Origin of the sequence: Kineococcus haloalkalitolerans, assembly GCF_050871905.1 — a bacterium.
Lineage (GTDB): Bacteria > Actinomycetota > Actinomycetes > Actinomycetales > Kineococcaceae > Kineococcus.
On the sequence record NZ_JBJLSH010000020.1, the window covers coordinates 18,033 to 35,556 of the forward strand.

Annotated in this window: 18 protein-coding genes, 1 pseudogene and 1 riboswitch; of the genes and pseudogenes, 2 read left to right on the forward strand and 17 right to left on the reverse strand. The window is 78.2% G+C overall.

Annotation, left to right across the window (positions count from 1 at the left end; translation table 11 throughout):
- Positions 1-2 precede the first annotated feature (2 nt).
- Complete coding sequence (locus tag ACRYMY_RS09750) at positions 3-632, forward strand: nucleoside/nucleotide kinase family protein (RefSeq protein WP_432547064.1); 630 nt, start codon at positions 3-5, stop codon at positions 630-632.
- Positions 633-647: 15 nt separating this feature from the next.
- Here the strand turns inward: ACRYMY_RS09750 and ACRYMY_RS09755 are convergent, their stop codons facing one another.
- The 11 genes and pseudogenes from ACRYMY_RS09755 to def all read right to left on the reverse strand — a co-directional run bounded on the left by ACRYMY_RS09755 (position 648) and on the right by def (position 10,497).
- Positions 648-1,100 carry a PH domain-containing protein gene (locus tag ACRYMY_RS09755; RefSeq protein WP_432547065.1) on the reverse strand — a complete coding sequence of 151 codons (453 nt, stop codon included), beginning with the start codon at positions 1,098-1,100 and terminating at the stop codon, positions 648-650.
- Positions 1,097-1,942, reverse strand: a complete 846-nt coding sequence (gene hisG, locus ACRYMY_RS09760) for an ATP phosphoribosyltransferase (protein ID WP_369052222.1) — start codon at positions 1,940-1,942, stop codon at positions 1,097-1,099. Before hisG ends, ACRYMY_RS09755 begins: the two co-directional genes overlap by 4 nt.
- A 29-nt stretch (positions 1,943-1,971) precedes the next feature.
- Entirely contained in the window at positions 1,972-2,235 is a 264-nt protein-coding gene (locus tag ACRYMY_RS09765) for a phosphoribosyl-ATP diphosphatase (RefSeq protein WP_369052223.1), read from the reverse strand.
- 76 nt (positions 2,236-2,311) lie between these two features.
- Positions 2,312-2,791, reverse strand: coding sequence for a 6,7-dimethyl-8-ribityllumazine synthase (ribH, locus tag ACRYMY_RS09770; RefSeq protein ID WP_432547066.1), 480 nt, complete (start codon positions 2,789-2,791; stop codon positions 2,312-2,314).
- 76 nt (positions 2,792-2,867) lie between these two features.
- Positions 2,868-3,438, reverse strand: a pseudogene (ribB, locus tag ACRYMY_RS09775) (3,4-dihydroxy-2-butanone-4-phosphate synthase); the annotation flags it as partial.
- Positions 3,439-3,479: 41 nt separating this feature from the next.
- Complete coding sequence (ribD, locus tag ACRYMY_RS09780; RefSeq protein WP_432547067.1) at positions 3,480-5,246, reverse strand: bifunctional diaminohydroxyphosphoribosylaminopyrimidine deaminase/5-amino-6-(5-phosphoribosylamino)uracil reductase RibD; 1,767 nt, start codon at positions 5,244-5,246, stop codon at positions 3,480-3,482.
- 89 nt (positions 5,247-5,335) lie between these two features.
- A riboswitch (FMN riboswitch) is annotated at positions 5,336-5,463 on the reverse strand.
- A 96-nt stretch (positions 5,464-5,559) separates the two neighbouring features.
- The gene (rpe, locus tag ACRYMY_RS09785) at positions 5,560-6,225 is read right to left on the reverse strand and encodes a ribulose-phosphate 3-epimerase (RefSeq protein ID WP_432547068.1); all 666 of its coding nucleotides are present in this window, start codon (positions 6,223-6,225) and stop codon (positions 5,560-5,562) included.
- Positions 6,226-6,250: 25 nt separating this feature from the next.
- Complete coding sequence (locus ACRYMY_RS09790) at positions 6,251-7,372, reverse strand: alpha-hydroxy acid oxidase (RefSeq protein WP_432547069.1); 1,122 nt, start codon at positions 7,370-7,372, stop codon at positions 6,251-6,253.
- A 52-nt stretch (positions 7,373-7,424) separates the two neighbouring features.
- Positions 7,425-9,026 carry an RsmB/NOP family class I SAM-dependent RNA methyltransferase gene (locus tag ACRYMY_RS09795; RefSeq protein WP_432547070.1) on the reverse strand — a complete coding sequence of 534 codons (1,602 nt, stop codon included), beginning with the start codon at positions 9,024-9,026 and terminating at the stop codon, positions 7,425-7,427.
- Positions 9,023-9,952, reverse strand: coding sequence for a methionyl-tRNA formyltransferase (fmt, locus tag ACRYMY_RS09800; protein ID WP_432547071.1), 930 nt, complete (start codon positions 9,950-9,952; stop codon positions 9,023-9,025). Before fmt ends, ACRYMY_RS09795 begins: the two co-directional genes overlap by 4 nt.
- Positions 9,952-10,497 carry a peptide deformylase gene (gene def / locus ACRYMY_RS09805; RefSeq protein WP_432547072.1) on the reverse strand — a complete coding sequence of 182 codons (546 nt, stop codon included), beginning with the start codon at positions 10,495-10,497 and terminating at the stop codon, positions 9,952-9,954. The genes fmt and def overlap by 1 nt, the downstream gene beginning before the upstream one ends.
- A gap of 152 nt (positions 10,498-10,649) precedes the next feature.
- Between def and ACRYMY_RS09810 the strand changes: the two genes are divergently transcribed.
- The gene (locus tag ACRYMY_RS09810) at positions 10,650-11,603 is read left to right on the forward strand and encodes a DUF368 domain-containing protein (protein WP_432547073.1); all 954 of its coding nucleotides are present in this window, start codon (positions 10,650-10,652) and stop codon (positions 11,601-11,603) included.
- A 14-nt stretch (positions 11,604-11,617) separates the two neighbouring features.
- Here the strand turns inward: ACRYMY_RS09810 and ACRYMY_RS09815 are convergent, their stop codons facing one another.
- From ACRYMY_RS09815 to mihF, 6 genes are all read right to left on the reverse strand, one after another.
- The gene (locus ACRYMY_RS09815; RefSeq protein ID WP_432547074.1) at positions 11,618-13,501 is read right to left on the reverse strand and encodes a primosomal protein N' family DNA-binding protein; all 1,884 of its coding nucleotides are present in this window, start codon (positions 13,499-13,501) and stop codon (positions 11,618-11,620) included.
- 266 nt (positions 13,502-13,767) lie between these two features.
- Complete coding sequence (gene metK, locus ACRYMY_RS09820) at positions 13,768-14,967, reverse strand: methionine adenosyltransferase (RefSeq protein ID WP_432547075.1); 1,200 nt, start codon at positions 14,965-14,967, stop codon at positions 13,768-13,770.
- Positions 14,964-16,202 carry a bifunctional phosphopantothenoylcysteine decarboxylase/phosphopantothenate--cysteine ligase CoaBC gene (gene coaBC, locus ACRYMY_RS09825; protein WP_432547076.1) on the reverse strand — a complete coding sequence of 413 codons (1,239 nt, stop codon included), beginning with the start codon at positions 16,200-16,202 and terminating at the stop codon, positions 14,964-14,966. The genes metK and coaBC overlap by 4 nt, the downstream gene beginning before the upstream one ends.
- Complete coding sequence (rpoZ, locus tag ACRYMY_RS09830; RefSeq protein WP_369052233.1) at positions 16,199-16,462, reverse strand: DNA-directed RNA polymerase subunit omega; 264 nt, start codon at positions 16,460-16,462, stop codon at positions 16,199-16,201. Before rpoZ ends, coaBC begins: the two co-directional genes overlap by 4 nt.
- Before the next feature lie 2 nt (positions 16,463-16,464).
- Entirely contained in the window at positions 16,465-17,100 is a 636-nt protein-coding gene (gene gmk, locus ACRYMY_RS09835; protein ID WP_432547108.1) for a guanylate kinase, read from the reverse strand.
- Positions 17,097-17,477 carry an integration host factor, actinobacterial type gene (gene mihF, locus ACRYMY_RS09840; RefSeq protein ID WP_432547077.1) on the reverse strand — a complete coding sequence of 127 codons (381 nt, stop codon included), beginning with the start codon at positions 17,475-17,477 and terminating at the stop codon, positions 17,097-17,099. Before mihF ends, gmk begins: the two co-directional genes overlap by 4 nt.
- Positions 17,478-17,524: the final 47 nt, after the last annotated feature.

Genomic DNA, 17,524 nt, shown 5'->3' on the forward strand with positions numbered 1-17,524 from the left:
CCGTGGCCGCCGTGGCCGGCGGTGAGGTCGTGCTGGGCACCGCGGCGCTCGTCGAGCGGCTGCTGCCGCTGGTGAGCCCTCCCGCGCCCGTGGCGCGCCCGTGGCTGGTGGCTGTCGACGGGCCGTCGGGGGCGGGCAAGACGGTGCTGGCCGGGGCCCTGGCGGCCGCGCTGACGGCCCCGCTGCTGCACGTGGAGGACCTCTACCCCGGCTGGGACGGGCTGGCGGTCTCGGTGCCGCTGCTGGCCGACGGCGTCCTCACCCCGCTGGCCGCGGGACGGCCCGGCCGCTACCGGCGCTGGGACTGGACCGCCGACGCGCCCGGCGCGGTCGTCGAGGTGCCGCCGGCACCGCTGCTCGTCGTCGAGGGCGTCGGCTGCGGGGCGCGGGCCGCGGCCCGGTGGGTCTCGCGCCTGGTGTGGGTGCAGGCCCCGGCCGGCGTGCGCCGCGAGCGGGCGCTGGCCCGCGACGGCGACGTGTACGCCCCGCACTGGGAGCGCTGGGCCGCGCAGGAGACCCGGCTGTTCGCCGCCGAGGGCACCCGCGAGCGGGCGGACGTCGTGGTGGACAGCGCGCTGCCGGGCGGTGCCGACGGGCCCGGCTGGCGCGTGCTGCGCCCGGCCGCCGGGTGAGGACCCGCGGCGGCCTCAGCCCGGCGGGGGCTGCGGCGCGCGCGAGCGCACCAGCCGCGCCAGCCGCTCGGCCTCGGCCTGGGCGTGGGCGCCGTCGGCGCGCTGCACGGCCATGACCGCCAGGTTCTGCCCGTCGTCCAGGTCCAGCGTCAGCCACGGGTCGGCGCCGCCGAAGCGCACGGCGATCACCGCGCCCCAGTCCACCCGCGTCGTGTACAGGACGTTGCGCACCACGAGCGCCTCGTCGGTGGGCAGGGCGCGCACCCCCACCAGGCGCACGAGCCCGCCGGCGACGAGGGCGGCGAACACCAGCGCGGACAGCGTGTCCACGACCGTCCACCCCGAGTCCGGGGAGGTGCCCAGCGCCAGCGAGATCACGACCATCGTCACCACGACGAGGACGGCGACGGCGTACCCGGCGATCCGCGCGCGCCGGGGCCGGAACGGCGCGTCCAGCGGCGCTGTCACAGCCGGCAGGCGTGGATGCTGGTCACGAGGATCGCGCGCGCACCCAGGTCGTACAGCTCGTCCATGACGCGGTTGGTGGACGACTTGCTGACCATGGCCCGCACCGCGACCCAGTCCGGGTCGGCCAGCGGGGAGACCGTGGGCGACTCCAGGCCGGGGGTGATGGCGCAGGCGGCCTCGACGAGGTGCTTGGGGCAGTCGTAGTCGACCATCGCGTACTGGCGGGCCACGAGCACGCCCTGCAGGCGGCGCACCAGCACGTCGACGGCCGGGTCGGCGGGGGCGCCCGTGCGGCGCACCAGGACGGCCTCCGAGCGCATCACCGGCTCGCCGAAGACCTCCAGCCCGGCGGCGCGCAGGGTGGTGCCGGTCTCGACGACGTCGGCGATCACGTCGGCGATGCCGAGGGCCACGGCGGTCTCCACGGCCCCGTCCAGGTGCACGACGTCGGCGGACACGCCGTGCTCGGCCAGGTGCTTGCCCAGCAGCCCCGAGTAGCTCGTCGCGATGCGCCGGCCCTGCAGGTCGGTCACCGAGGCGGCCGTGCCCGGGCGGGCCGCGAGCCGGAAGGTGCTGCGCGCGAAGCCGAGCGGCAGCACCTCGTCGGCGGGCGCGCGCGAGTCCAGCAGCAGGTCGCGGCCGGTGACGCCGACGTCCAGCGTGCCCGAGCCCACGTACAGGGCGATGTCGCGCGGGCGCAGGAAGACGAACTGGGCGTTGTTGTCCGGGTCGTCGAGGATGAGCTCCTTGGCCTCGCGGCGCTGGTTGTACCCCGCCTCGCGCAGCATGGCGCTGGCGGCCTCCGACAGCGACCCCTTGTTGGGGACGGCGATGCGCAGCACGGGTCGTTCTCCTCGTCTGGGGCGGTGCGTCACAGGTGGGCGTACACGTCGTCGAGCGTCAGGCCGCGGGCGATGAGCAGCACCTGCAGGTGGTACAGCAGCTGCGAGACCTCCTCGGCGGTGCGCTCGGCGGTCTCGTGCTCGGCGGCCATCCACACCTCGGCGGCCTCCTCGACGACCTTCTTCCCGATGGCGTGCACGCCGGCGTCGAGCTCGACGACGGTGCCGGAGCCCGCCGGGCGCGTGCGCGCCTTGTCCGTCAGCTCGGCGAACAGCTCGTCGAAGGTCTTCACGGCGGCGAGTCTAGGCGGGCGCGCCGGCGGGCCCGGGAGCGGTGGGGGCCGCCCCCGGGCCGCGCCGCGGGACGGCTCAGGCGAGGGGGGCGACCCCGCGCAGCGCGACGACCGTCTCCAGCGCCGCCAGCACCGCCTCGGCGCCCTTGTCCTCCCGCGAGCCGCGCAGGCCGGCCCGGTGCAGCGCCTGCGCCTCGTTGTCGACGGTGAGCACGCCGAAGCCCACGGGCACGCCCGTGGCGACGGCCACCTGCGTCAGGCCCTGGGTGGCGGCGTCGCAGACGTAGTCGAAGTGCGGGGTGCCGCCGCGGATGACGACGCCGAGGGCGACGACGGCGTCGACGCCCGTGCGGGCCAGGCGGGACGCCGCCACCGGCAGCTCGAAGGCGCCGGGGACGCGGACCTCCACGACGTCGGTGGTGCCGGACTCCTCCAGGGCGCGGCGCGCGCCGGCCAGCAGGCCGTCCATGACCTCCGCGTGCCAGCGGGCGGCCACGACGGCCACCTTCAGGCCGCGGCCGTCGACCGTGATCTCCGGGCTGCCGTCGCCGCTCATCGCGCGTCCTCCGTGTCGCTCGTGGTGCTGGTGCTGGTGGTGCTGTCCGGCCCGCGGGTGCCGGCCAGGTGCTCGCGCAGCTGCGCGATGGTCAGGACGGGCAGGTCGTGGGCCCGGCCGAGGGCGACGACGTCCTCCCAGCGGGCCATCGACCCGTCGTCGCGCACGAGCTCGGCGATGACGCCCACGGGCGCCAGGCCGGCCAGCCGGCACAGGTCGACCGCGGCCTCGGTGTGCCCGGGCCGCTCCAGGACGCCGCCCGGGCGCGCCCGCAGGGGGAAGACGTGCCCGGGGCGCACGAGGTCGGCCGGGGTGCTGGCCGGGTCGGCGAGGACCCGGGCGGTGCGGGCCCGGTCGGCCGCCGAGATGCCGGTGGTGATGCCCGTGGCGGCGTCGGCGCTGACCGTGTAGTCGGTGCGCAGCGAGTCCTCGTTGCGCTCGACCATGGGCGGCAGGTCCAGCGCGGCGGCCCGCTCGGCGCTCATCGGGACGCAGAGCATCCCCGAGGTGTGCCGCACCGTCCAGCCGATCCACTCGGCGGTGGCCAGCTGCGCGGCCAGGACGACGTCGCCCTCGTCCTCGCGGGCGGCGTCGTCGGTGACCAGGACGGGGCGCCCGGCGGCCAGCGACTCCAGCGCGGCGGCCACCGCCTCGGCGGCGCCCGTGGGGGCCGGTGCGCAGGGCGCGCTCACAGGGCCGCCTCGACGGCCTGGGCGAGGTCGGCCGGCGGGCGCGGCCCGGCCAGCGACATGCGCTCGACGTACTTGGCCAGGACGTCGACCTCGAGGTTGACCACGCTGCCGGCGGGCTTGGCGCCCAGCGTCGTGGCCTCCAGCGTCGTGGGGATGAGGGAGACCTCGAACCACGGGGCGGGGTCGTCGACGGCGCTGACGGCGCTGACGGTCAGGGAGGTGCCGTCGACGGTGACCGAGCCCTTCTCCACGACGTAGCGGGCCAGCTCGGGGGCGATGCCCACCCGCACGACCTCCCAGCGCTCCCCGGGGGTGCGGGCGGTCACCGTGCCGGTGCCGTCGACGTGGCCCTGCACGACGTGGCCGCCGAAGCGGCCGCCGGCGGCCATCGCGCGCTCGAGGTTGACCAGGCGGCCGGGGGCCGCGTCGCGCAGGGAGCTGCGCACGAGGGTCTCGCGCATGACGTCGACGGTGAAGGTGTCCGGCGTCGGCTGCTCGACGACGGTCAGGCACACGCCGTCGACGGCGATGGACGCGCCGTGGACGGCGTCGCTGGTGACGAGCGGCCCGCGCAGGGTGAGGCGGGCGGAGTCGTCCCCGGCCTCGACGGCGACGACCTCGCCGACCTCCTCGACGATCCCGGTGAACACGGCTGACCTCCTGGGTGCGGACGGGTGGGACGGGTCGGTGGGCCCCGTGGGCCTGGTGGGCCTGGTGGGCACCGCGGGGCGGGCGACCAGGCGCACGTCGTCGCCGACGCGGGCGACGTCGTGCACCCGCAGCCGGGCGATGCCGGGCATCGAGGTGACGCCCAGGTCGCCGACGGCGGCGGGCCCGGCGCCCAGCAGGGCGGGCGCGAGGTAGGCGACGACCTCGTCCACGACGCCGGCCCGCCAGAACGCGGCGGCCAGCCGGGGCCCGCCCTCGAGCAGCACGGTGCGCACCTCGCGGGCGCCCAGCGCCTCCAGGGCGCGCACCGGGTCGTGGGTGCGCAGGTGCAGCAGGGGCGCGTCGCCGTCGCGCAGCCGGGCGCCGGCCGGCACCTCGCGCGCGCCGACGACCACCCGCAGCGGCTGCGGGCCGTCCACCCGCCCGTCGCGGCGGACCGTCAGGGAGGGGTCGTCGGCCAGGGCGGTGCCGGTGCCGACGAGGACGGCGTCGTGCTCGGCGCGCAGCCGGTGCACGTCGGCGCGCGCGGCGGCGGAGGTGATCCAGCGGCTGGTGCCGTCGGCGGCGGCCGAGCGTCCGTCGAGGGTGGTGGCGACCTTCCACGTCACCCAGGGGCGGCCGCGGGCGACGGCGGCGGCCCAGCGCTCGTTGAGGGCGCGCGCCTCCTCCTCCAGCACGCCGACGACGACGTCGACGCCGCGCCCGCGCAGGACCTCGGCGCCGCCGGCGGCGCGGGGGTTGGGGTCGGGCGAGCCGACGACGACGCGGGTGACGCCGGCGCGGGTGAGGGCGTCGGTGCACGGGCCGCTGCGGCCGGTGTGCCGGCACGGCTCCAGGGTGACGACGGCGGTCAGGCCGGCCGCGGAACCGCCCGCGCGGGCGGCGAGGTCGGCCAGGGCGGCCACCTCGGCGTGCGGGGTGCCCGCGCCGGCGTGGTGGCCCTCGGCGAGCGGCGCGCCGTCCGCGTCGAGGAGCACGCAGCCCACCCGCGGGTTGGGGCCGGTGACCGGTCCGCGGCGGGCGAGGTCGAGGGCGCGGCGCATCGCGCGCACCTCGTGCGCGCTCGCGCCGCCGCCGCGGGTGCCACCCGTCATGCCTCGCTCCTCCGGGGCACGGGTGCTCCGGGGGGTCGGGCGCGCGACGACGGGCTCCCGCGCGCGGTGCGCGGGAGCGTCGGCGGGCGCCGCGTGCTGCCTCTCCTCCGGACTCTCACCGTCGGTCCCGGAGTCCCACCGGGTCGGCCCCCACCGGGGTGGGGGCTCGCGGACTGTCACCGCCGGTTCGGACTTCCACCGACCCCGGAGCACGCGCGCTGGTCCTGCTGCTGGTCCTGCTTCTGGCCCTGCGATTCAACCACGCGGCCCGCGGCCCGCACCCCCGCGCGGGGGAGGCGTCCCCCGGCCGGCGTCAGTGGGCGCAGGCGGCCGTGGCCAGCTCGCGCAGCTGCGCGATGGCGGCCGCGGCGTCCTCGGCCCCGTACACGGCGCTGCCGGCGACGAGGACGTCGGCGCCGGCCTCGGCGGCGCGCTCGACGGTGGCCGCGGAGATGCCGCCGTCCACCTGCAGGCGCACGTCGAGGCCGGAGGCGCCGATGGCGGCGCGGGCGCGGCGGACCTTCGGCAGCGTCACGTCGAGGAAGCTCTGCCCGCCGAAGCCGGGCTCGACGGTCATGACGAGGAGCATGTCGAACTCCGGCAGCAGGTCGACGAACGGCTCCAGCGGGGTGGCCGGGCGCAGGGCCAGGCCGGCGCGTCCGCCGGCGGCGCGGATCTCGCGGGCGAGCTTGACGGGGGCGGCGGCGGCCTCGGCGTGGAAGGTGACGCCCGCGGCCCCGGCCTCGGCGTAGGCCGGCGCCCACCGGTCGGGCGCCTCGATCATCAGGTGGCAGTCCAGCGGGACGGGCGAGACCGCCTGCAGCGCCTCCACCACCGGCAGGCCGAGGGTGAGGTTGGGCACGAAGTGGCCGTCCATGACGTCCACGTGCGCGGCGTCGGCCGTGGAGATGCGCGCCAGCTCCGCGGCGAGGTGCGCGAAGTCGGCGGAGAGGATGCTGGGGTTGACCTGGATCGCCACGCGGCGACCCTAGCGGGGCGGCCCGTCAGGCCCGGCGCACCACGTCCGCCGGGGTCAGGTCGCGCTGGTGGGCGAAGCCGGTCTGGCGCAGGCAGGTGACCAGCTCCGCCTGCAGCTGGTCCAGGACGGCGCCGACGCCGTCGGCGCCGTCGGCGGCCAGGCCCCACATGACGGGCCGGCCCACGTGCACGGCGCGGGCGCCCAGCGCGAGCGCCGCGACGGCGTGGTGGCCGGCGCGCACGCCGGAGTCGACGTGCACCTCCACCTCGGCGCCGACCTCCGCCAGGACCTCCGGCAGGGCGTGCGCGGAGGTCACCGACGGGCCCAGCCGGCGCCCGCCGTGGGTGGAGACGACGACTCCGTCGGCGCCGGCGTCCACGCAGCGGCGCGCGTCGCGGGCGGTCAGGACGCCCTTGGCGAGCACGGGCAGCCCCGACTCCTCGGCCAGCCAGCCGATGACGTCGGGCGTCAGGTCCAGCGCCATCGCCAGCCCGTCGGGCCCGGCCGCCTCGACCTCGGCGGGCGTGAGGTTGGCGGTGCGGTTCTTGCGGGGGGACTCCACCCAGTTGGAGGGGTCCAGCCGCGGGCCCTCCACGGCCAGGGAGGTGGTGTCCACGGTGAGCAGCAGCGCGCGGGCGCCGGCGGCGGCGGCGCGCTCGACGAGGCGGGCCGTGACCGAGCGGTCCCGGCAGACGTACACCTGGTACCACCAGGGCGCGCCCTCGGCGGCGACGTCGGCGAAGCGGGCGCCGGTGTTGGTGGACAGGCCGAGCAGGTGGCCGCGGGCGGCGGCGGCGCGGGCGGTGAGGACCTCGCCCTCGGGGCGGGCGGCGACCTGCTGGGCCATGGGCGCCACGACGAGGGGGCTGCTCACGGCGGTGCCCAGCAGGGTGGTCGCGGTGGTGACCTCGGAGGTGTCGTGCAGGACGCGCGGGCGCAGCCGGAAGGCGTCCCAGTCGGCGACGCCCTCGCGCGCGCAGGTGCCGTCGCCGGCGGCGGAGTGGAAGTAGCCGGAGACGTAGTCGGGCAGGGCCGCGTCGGCGCGGGCCGCGAGCTCCTCGACCCAGCCGGGCGCGGCGAGGGGGCCGGGGGTCGCACCGGGGATCGCGTCGGGGGTCGCACCGGGGGCGGGTGGCGTCGTCGTCACGGCGCCCATCCTCCCCCACCCGCCGCCGGCGGCGGGTGGGGCAGGTGCGGGCTCAGGAGGTGCGGCGCAGCAGGGCCACGTGCATGGCGTCGGTCCCGTGGGCGTGCGGCCACAGCTGCACGGCCCCCTCCCCCGCCGCAGCGCCCGGCAGCTGCTCACCGCCCAGGACGGACGCCAGGACGGCCGGGGTGTCCAGGCGCTCCACCTGCACGCCCCGCTTCGCGGCGGCCTTGAGCGCGTCGTCGACGACCAGCCGCGTCTCGGCCAGGACGGGCGAGCAGGTGGCGTAGGCGACGACCCCGCCGGGGCGCACGGCGTCCAGCGCCGAGCCCAGCAGGGCCCGCTGCAGCGGGCCCAGGGTGCCCAGGTCGGCGGGGCTGCGCCGCCAGCGGGCCTCCGGGCGCCGGCGCAGCGCGCCCAGGCCCGTGCAGGGCGCGTCGACGAGGACGCGGTCGAAGACCGCCGGGTCGCTGTCGGCGACCTCGCGGCCGTCGCCGACGCGGACCTCCACCTCGCCGGGCACGGCCGCGAGCGCCTGGCGGACGAGGTCGGCGCGGTGGGGGGCGACCTCGACGGCCGTCAGGGACGCCCCGCGCCCGGCGGCGTGGGCGGCCAGCAGCGCGGCCTTGCCGCCCGGGCCGGCGCACAGGTCCAGCCAGCGCTCCCCCCCGGCCCCACCGCCGGCGCGCGCCTCGACGTCGGCGGCGGCCAGGACGTGGGCGACGAGCTGGCTGCCCTCGTCCTGCACGCGCGCGCGGCCCTCGCGCACGGCGGGCACCCGGCCGGGGTCGCCGTGCTCGAGCACGGCGGCGGTCGGCGACCAGCGGCCGGGGCGCACGGTGAGGGCGCGGTCGTCGCTGAGCAGGTCGGCGGGCTCGGCCAGGCCCGGCAGGGCCGCCAGGGCGACGGCCGCGGGGGCGTTGTCGGCGGCCAGCAGGTCGGCCAGCTCACCGGCGTCGCGACCGTGGGCGACGAGGGCCTCGCGCAGGCTGCGCACGACCCACGCCGGGTGCGACCAGCGCACCGCCAGGTGCCCGACGGGGTCGGTGGCCGCGTCGGGGGCCACCTCCTCCAGCCAGGGGCCGAGCTCGCGGCCGGCGAGGTTGCGCAGCACGGCGTTGACGAGCCCGGACGGGCCGCTGCCGAGCTCGCGGCGGGCCAGCGCCACGCTCGTGGCGACCGCGGCGTGGTCGGGCACGCGCGTGGCCAGCACCTGGTGCGCGCCCAGCCGCAGCACGTCCAGGACGCCGGGGTCCAGCTCGCTCAGCGGCCGGTCGCTGACCGAGGCCAGCAGGGCGTCGTAGCTGCCGCGCCCGCGCAGCACGCCGTAGGCCAGCTCCGTGGCGAAGGCGGCGTCGCGCCCGGCCAGGCGCTGCTGGCGCAGCATCCGCGGCAGGACGAGGTTGGCGTAGGCGTCCTCCTCCTCGACGGCCCGCAGCACCGCGTAGGCGACGCGGCGGGCGTCGTCGACGGCGGTGAAGCGGTCCTGGCGCACGCCGCGGCGCTGGCCGGGACGCTCACCGGTGCGCTCACCGGGGCGGTCGGGACGCTGGCCGCGCCGGTCCTGCTGACCACGCTGCCCACCGGATCCTCGGGGGCCGCCGGGGCCGCCGGGGCCGCCGGAGCGGGAGGGGCGGCGGGGGGTCTCGCTCACTGCAGCTGTTCTCCGTCCTCGGGGCGCGCGCCGCGCGCCCAGTCACCGGCCGCCAGGACCTTCCCGCCGGCCGCCTGCACCGTGCCGAGCTCGACGGCGCCGTCCCCGGTGCCTGCGAGCACGCGCCGGCGCTCCACGCGCAGGGCCCCGGGCGCCGGCGGGTCGCCGGCGTCGGCCACGGGCAGGACGGGGCCCAGCTTCAGCCGGTCCCCGCGGAAGGTCGTCCACGCCCCCGGGTCGGGGGTGCAGCCGCGCACGAGCCGGTCCACGCGCGCGGTCGGGGCGCTCCAGTCCACGCGGGCCTCCTCGACCGGGATCTTCGGGGCGTGGCTGACCCCGTCGGCGGGCTGCGGCACCGCGCTCAGGACGCCGCGCTCCAGGCCGTCGAGGACGTCCACGAGCAGCCGGGCGCCGGAGACCGCCAGCCGCCCCAGCAGGTCCCCGGCGGTGTCGCGCGCGCCGACCGGCTCGGTCAGCTGCCCGTACACCGGGCCGGTGTCCAGGCCGGTCTCCAGCTGGAAGACGCACGCGCCGGTCACGTCGTCGCCGGCCATCACGGCGCGCTGCACGGGGGCGGCGCCGCGCCAGGCCGGCAGCAGCGAGAAGTGCAGGTTGACCCAACCGAGGCGCGGCACGGCCAGCGCCTCGGCGGGCACGAGCGCGCCGTAGGCGACGACCGGGCACACGTCGGGCGCCAGCGCGCGCAGCCGGTCCAGGAACTCCGGCCCGCGCGGGCGCTCGGGCTGCAGCAGCTCCAGCCCGGCCTCGCGGGCGCGCACGGCCACCGGGGAGGCGGCCTGGCGCCGCCCGCGGCCGCGGGCGGCGTCGGGACGGGTCAGGACGGCGACGACCTCGTGCGAGGAGGCCAGCAGGGCGTCCAGGGAGGCGAGCGCGACGTCGGGGGTGCCGGCGAAGACGACCCGCACTAGCGGGCCTGGCCGAAGGTGGCGTGCGGGCTGACCTTCACCTGCGGGACGGGCTGGCCCATCCACTCCGCCTCGCGCACGGCCTTGAGGGCCAGCTTGCGCTGCTGCTTGTCGAGGCGGTCGATGAACAGGACGCCGTCGAGGTGGTCGGTCTCGTGCTGGATGGCGCGGGCCTTGTACTCCGAGCCGGTGATCGTCACCGGCTCGCCGTGCTGGTCGAAGCCCCTGGCGACCACGTGCAGGGCGCGGCGGGTGTCGGCGACGATCCCGGGGAGCGACAGGCACCCCTCGTCGCCGTCCTGGCACTCCTCGGACAGCTCCAGCACCGGGTTGACGAGGTGCCCCAGCTCGCCGTCGGCGTGGTAGGTGAACACGCGCAGGCCCACGCCCAGCTGCGGAGCGGCCAGCCCGGCGCCGGGGGCCGCGAGCATGGTGTCCTCCAGGTCCTTGACGAGCTTGCGCAGCTCCTTGTCGAAGGTGGTGACCTCCTGCGCGCGCTGGCGCAGCACGGGGTCGCCGAACAGCCGGATCGGCTGGACCGCCACGGGGCTCCTCTCGGGTCGGGGTGCGGGTGCGGACCGGGGTGCGCGGGACGGTGCCCGCGGGCCCGGCTCCGCGCGACCCTCCATGGTAGGCGGGCCCGGCGCGGCCGCCGTCGTGCGCGGTCGGGGCCGCCCGGTCCCCTACCGTTCGGGGCATGGACACCGCCCGCCGCGAGCCCAGCGCCTCCCCGCCCGACTCCCCGCCCACCGGCGGCCGCCCGTCCGCGCGCCGCCTGCCGGTGGACGTCGTGCGCGGCGCCCTCATCGGCAGCGCCGAGGTGGTGCCGGGTGTCAGCGGCGGGACCGTGGCCCTGCTCACCGGCGTGTACGAGACCCTGATCTCCTCGGCGTCGCACGTGGTGACCGCGGCGCGGCTGCTGGTGACCGGCCCGCGCTCGCAGGCGCGCGCCGAGCTGGCGAAGGCCCGCTGGTCGGTCGTGCTGCCGGTCCTGGCGGGCATGGCGGTCGCGGTGGTCGTGGGCGCCTCGGTGCTGGAGCCGCTGGTGACCGAGCACGAGGTGGGCAGCCGGGCGGTGTTCTTCGGGCTGGTGCTGGCCTCGCTGGTGGTGCCGGCGCGGATGGTGGGCCGCTGGACGCCCGGGCTGGGTGTGGTGGCCCTGCTGATGGCGGTGGCGGCCTTCGCGCTGACGGGCCTGCCGGCGGGCTCGAGCGCGGACCCGTCGCTGCTGGTGGTGGCCGCGGCCGCGGCCGTGGCGATCTGCGCGCTCGTCCTGCCGGGGGTGTCCGGCTCGTTCCTGCTGCTGACCTTCGGGCTGTACGAGACGACGCTGGCGGCGGTCTCCGAGCGCGACCTGGCCTACGTCGGGGCGTTCGCCCTCGGCGCGACCGTCGGGCTGGCCTCGTTCGTGCGGCTGCTGCAGCACCTGCTGAGCACCCACCGGGCGGTGACGCTGGCGGTGATGACGGGGCTGATGGCCGGCTCGCTGCGCGCGCTGTGGCCGTGGCAGGAGGAGGACCGCACCCTGCTGGCGCCCACGGGCGACGTGCTGGGCGTCGTGGGCCTGGCGGTGGCGGGCGCGGCGCTGGTGGCCGTGCTGCTGGTGGTCGAGCGCCGGCTGGAGCGCAGCGGCGTCCTCGCCGACGGCTGAACGCCCGACCCGGGTCAGCCGATCTGCAGGGGGTCCACGCGCACCCGCACGGGCGGCAGCTTGCGCAGGCTGCGCCCGGCGGCCAGGGCCCGCAGGGCCGCGGCCAGCTCGTCGGAGCGCTCGCGCGGCACCCGAACGACGGTTCGCACCAGCGGTTCGGGGTCGCGCCCGCGCGGCGGCGCCGGCAGCGGGACCGGCCCCAGGACGCGGGCGTCCGGCAGCGGCGGCAGGGCCGCCACGGCCTCGGCCACGTCGGCGGCCGCGCCGATGAGGCCGGCGAACCGGGCGGCGGGCGGCAGCTGCAGCTCGGCGCGCGAGGCCAGCTCGCGCTCGGCGAACCCGGCCGGGTCCCAGCGCACGAGGGCCTGCACGGCCGGGGCCTGCGGGTCGGCGACGACGACCACCGCGCCGCCCTGCCCGGCACCGCGCACGAGGGAGGCCGCGGCCGTCCACCGGCGCAGCGCCTCCTCCTGGGCGCGCAGGTCCGGCCGGCCCAGCAGCACCCAGCCGTCGAGCAGCATCGCCGCCGCGTAGCCGCCCCCGGCCACCGGCTCGGCGCCCGGGGTCGCGATGACCAGCGCGGGCCGGTCGCCCACCCGGTCCACGACGCGGGAACCGCCGGAGGTGACGACGTCCACGCCGGGGAAGGCGCGACCCATCTCCTCGGCGGTTCGCCGGGCGCCGGTGACCACGGCGCGGAAGCGCGTGTCACCGCAGTGCGGGCAGACGTGGTCGGCGGCGGGGCGCCCGCACCAGCGGCACGAGGGGGTGCCGGCGGCCTCGTCCAGGGCCAGCGGCCCGGCGCACACGGAGCAGCGGGCCGGCTCGCGGCAGGTCGCGCAGGCCAGCGTGGGCACGTAGCCGCCGCGCGGGACCTGCACGAGGACGGGCCCGCGGCGCACGGCCTCGCGCAGCACGCGCCAGCCGTCGCTGGGGAGGCGGGCCGCCGCGGCGACGGGGTCCTGCGCGTGCGGGGCGGTGCCGGCGACGCTGACGCGGGGCGCGCGCTCGCGCACGACGTCGCGGTCGGCGACGACGGGGCGCGCCCATCCGTCGTGCAGGAGCTGCTGCGCCTCCGCGGTGCGGGCGGTGCCGGCCAGCAGGGCCGCGGCGCCCTCGAGGTCGGCGCGCAGGCGGGCGACCTCGCGCGCGTGCGGGTAGGGGGTGCGCTGGTCGGCGTGGGAGTCGTCGCCGTCGTCGAGGACGGCGACCAGGCCCAGGTGCTGCACGGGGGCGAAGACCGCGGCGCGGGTGCCGGCGACCACGCGGGCGCGGCCGGTCAGGGCGCGCACGTAGGCGTCCCAGCGCGCCGGCGGGCCGGCGTCCGCCTCCAGCCGCACGTGCGCGCCGGCGGGCAGGCGGCGGGTCAGGGCGGCGTCGAGGCGGTCCAGGTCGCGGTGGTCGGGCACGACGAGGACGGCCGAGCGGCCCGAGGCCAGGCAGGCGCGGGCGGCCACCGCGAGCGCGTCGGCGGGGTCGGTGCCGGGGGCGAGGGTGGCCACGGCCCGGGGGGCGCCGCCGTCGGCGAGGTGGCGCAGGAACGCGGGGCCGGCGCGGTGCAGGTCCCAGCCGGCCAGGTCGTCGCCGGGCGCGGGGGCGGGCACCGCGGCGGTGGGCTCGGGCGCGGAGGCCAGGACGGCCGCCTCTGCGGCCGCGTGCCGGCCGGGCACCGCCAGGCGCACGACGTCGGCCAGGGTGCCGGCGTAGTGGTCGGCCACGCGCCGGCACAGCTCCAGGACGCGCCGGTCCAGCACCGGCAGGTCGCTGACGACGCGGCGCAGCCGGGCCAGCCGGCCGGGGTGCTCGCTGGCGGCGGCGCGCTCCAGGACCCAGCCCTCGACGTCGGCGCCGGCGAACGGCACCCGCACCAGGACGCCGGGCTGGGCCGTGTCGGCCATCGAGGCCGGGACCAGGTAGTCGAACGGGCGGTCCAGGTGGGCCAGGCCGACGGCGACGAGGACGCGCGCGACGGGATCCTGCTCGGCGACCTCCTCGGCGGGCCGGCGCGCCGGCCCCTTCCGCCGCCCGGCCGCGCGCCGCGCCGGGCGCCCGGCGGACGGGGCCTCCTCCGCGGGCGGCTCCGTCGCGGGGCCGGGGCCGTCTCCGCTCCCGGCGCCGTCCCCGGACGCCGGGAGCCCGCCGGGCTCCTGCTCGTCCAGGGCGCTCAGCCGGCGGCGGCGCGCAGCGCGTCGACGCGGTCGGTGCGCTCCCAGGTGAAGCCGGGCAGCTCGCGGCCGAAGTGGCCGTAGGCGGCGGTGGGGGCGTACTTGGGCTGCAGCAGGTCCAGGTCGCGCACGATGGCGGCCGGGCGCAGGTCGAACACCTCGCGGATGGCGGCCTCGATGCGGGCGCGGGCGACGGTCTCGGTGCCGAAGGTCTCCACGTACAGGCCGACCGGCTGCGCCTTGCCGATGGCGTAGGCCACCTGCACCTCGCAGCGCGCGGCCAGGCCGGCGGCGACGACGTTCTTGGCGACCCAGCGCATGGCGTAGGCGGCGGAGCGGTCGACCTTGGAGGGGTCCTTGCCGGAGAAGGCGCCGCCGCCGTGGCGGGCCATGCCCCCGTAGGTGTCCACGATGATCTTGCGGCCGGTCAGCCCGGCGTCGCCCATCGGCCCGCCGATCTCGAAGCGGCCGGTGGGGTTGACCAGCAGCCGGATGTCGGAGGTGTCCAGCTCCAGGCCCTCGAGGACCGGCTCGATGACGTGCCGGCGCACGTCCGGGGTCAGGGTGCGCACGAGGTCGACGTCCGGCTCGTGCTGGGTGGACAGCACGACGGTGTCCAGGCTGACGGCGCGGTCGCCGTCGTAGCCGACGGTCACCTGCGTCTTGCCGTCGGGGCGCAGGTAGGGGATCTCGCCCTTCTTGCGCGCCTCGGACAGCCGCTGGGACAGCCGGTGCGCCAGGTGGATGGGCAGCGGCATGAGCTCGGGGGTGTCGTCGCAGGCGTAGCCGAACATCAGGCCCTGGTCGCCGGCGCCCTGCAGGTCCAGCGGGTCGGCGCCGCCGCCCGCCTGCCGGTTCTCCCACGCCTCGTCGACGCCCTGGGCGATGTCCGGCGACTGCGAGCCGATGGACACCTCGACGCCGCAGGTGGTGCCGTCGAACCCCTTGGCGGAGGAGTCGTAGCCGATCTCCAGCAGGGTGCGGCGCACGATGGTGGGGATGTCGGCGTACGCCTCGGTGCTGACCTCCCCGGCCACGTGCACGAGGCCGGTGGTGACCATGGTCTCCACGGCGACGCGGCTGGCCGGGTCCTGCGCCAGGAGGGCGTCCAGGACGCCGTCGGAGATCTGGTCGCAGATCTTGTCCGGGTGGCCCTCCGTGACCGACTCGGACGTGAACAGGCGCAGGGGGGACGTCACGGGGTCAGCATAGGGACCACCGCGTCCCACACCGCGTCGGCCACCACGTCCTTGCTGGCCTCGGGGACCTCCCGCTCGGTGCCGTCGGCGCCCAGCAGCGTGACCGCGTTGACGGGCTCGGCGAACCCGCGCCGCTCCCCCACCTCGTTGAGCACGAGCAGGTCGCAGCCCTTGCGGGCCAGCTTGGCGCGCCCGTGCTCCAGGACGTCGCCGTCCTCGTCGCCCGTCTCCGCGGCGAAGCCGACGAGCAGGGGCGCGCGGCCGGTGCGGTCGGCGACGAGCTCGGCGAGGACGTCGGGGTTGCGCTCCAGCAGGACGACGGGGTCGCGGGCCGGGTCGTCGCCCTTCTTGATCTTGGCGTCGCTGCGGGTGGCGGGGCGGAAGTCGGCCACGGCCGCGGCCATGACGACGACGTCGGCGCCCTCGGCGGCGGCGCGCACGGCCGCGCGCAGCTCCAGCGCGGTGCCCACGTGGACGGCCTCGACGGCCGCCGGGACGGGGACCTCCAGGTGGGCCGCGACGAGGGTGACGGCAGCGCCGCGGGCGGCGGCGGCCGCGGCCAGGGCCACGCCCTGCCGGCCCGAGGAGCGGTTGCCGAGGAAGCGGACCGGGTCCAGCGGCTCGCGGGTGCCGCCGGCGGAGACGACGACGCGGCGCCCGGCCAGGTCGCGCCCGCGCGCGCCGCCGGCCAGCAGGCGCCGGCAGGCGGCGGCGATGTCGGCGGGCTCGGGCAGCCGGCCCGGCCCGGAGTCGGCGCCGGTCAGGCGCCCGGAGGCGGGGTCCAGCACGGTGACGCCGCGGCGGCGCAGCAGGGCGACGTTGTCCTGCACGGCGGCGTTGAGCCACATCTCGGTGTGCATGGCGGGCACCAGCAGCACGGGGCAGGTGGCCGTCAGCAGGACGTTGGTCAGCAGGTCGTCGGCCAGGCCGTGCGCGGCCCGCGCCAGCAGGTCGGCGGTGGCGGGGGCCACGACGACGAGGTCGGCGTGCCGGCCGATGCGCACGTGCGGGACCTCGGGCACGTCGTCCCACACGTCGGTGGTGACGGGGTTGCCCGACAGGGCCTCCCAGGTGGCGCGCCCGACGAAGCGCTCGGAGGAGGCGGTCGGCACGACGCGGACGTCGTGGCCGGTCTCGGTGAGCTCGCGCAGCAGCAGCGCCGCCTTGTAGGCGGCGATGCCACCGGCGACCCCGAGGACGACGCGGGGACGCGCGCCCTGCGGGGAGGTGCTCACTGCTCGATGGGCTCCGAGGTCAGCAACCCCTCGTTGATCTCGCGCAGGGACACGGACAGCGCCTTCTCCTGCACGTGGGTCTCCACCAGCGGGCCGACGTACTCCAGCAGGCCCTCGCCGAGCTGGGAGTAGTACGCGTTGATCTGGCGCGCGCGCTTGGCGGCGTAGATGACCAGGGCGTACTTGGAGTCGGCGGCCGTCAGCAGGTCGTCGATGGGCGGGTTGGTGATGCCCTCGGGCGCGGCGACGGTTCCAGCCACGGTCAGGTCTCCTCAGGGGTCGGCGGGTGGTGCGGTGCCCCGGCCCCGGCCGGAGCCGGCGGCTCGTGCGGGGACAGTCCCATCCATCCTACGAGCTCGTCGGTGGCGCGGCGCACGTCGTCGTTGTAGATCGTGACGTCGAACTCCGGCTCGGCGGCCAGCTCGACGCGGGCGGTGGCCAGCCGGCGCTCGCGCTCCTCGGGGGTCTCGGTGCCGCGGCCGACGAGGCGGCGCACCAGCTCGTCCCAGCTGGGCGGTGCGAGGAAGACGAAGCGCGCCTCGGGCATCGCGGCGCGCACCTGGCGCGCGCCGGCGAGGTCGATCTCCAGCAGCGCGGGGCGCCCGGTGGCCAGCACCTCGGCGACGGGGCCGCGCGGGGTGCCGTAGCGGTGCCGGCCGTGGACGCGGGCCCACTCCAGCAGCTCGCCGCGCTCGACGAGGCCGTCGAAGTCCTCCTCGCCGACGAAGTGGTAGTGCACGCCGTCGACCTCGCCGGGCCGCTGCGGGCGCGTGGTGGCCGACACCGAGATCCACACCTGCGGGTAGCGGGCGCGCAGGTCGGCGGAGACGGTGCCCTTGCCGACGGCGGTGGGCCCGGCGAGGACCGTCAGGCGGGAGGGGGTGGGCGCGGGGCTCAGGACCGCTCCTCCCCCGCCTCGGACCCGGCCCCGGTCCCGTCCTCGGGCGCCGCGCCGTTCCCGTGGGCGCCGAAGCGCTCGACGAGGGCGGCGATCTGGTGGGCGCCCAGCCCGCGCACCCGGCGGGACTCCGAGATGCCGATCTCCGCCATGATCTGGCGGGCGCGCACCTTGCCGACGTTCGGCAGGGACTCCAGCAGCGCGGAGACCTTCATCTTGCCCAGCACCTCGTTGTCCTGCCCCTCGCGGACGACGTCCTCGAGGCTGCCCCCGGCGTACTTCAGGCGGTTCTTCACCTCCGCGCGCTCCCGCCGCGCGGCCGCGGCCTTCTCGAGCGCGGCGGCGCGCTGTTCGGCCGTCAGGGGAGGCAGGGGCACGGTGTCACCTCGGGGTCCTTCGGGGGCAGCGGTCGGCGGGGCTGGCC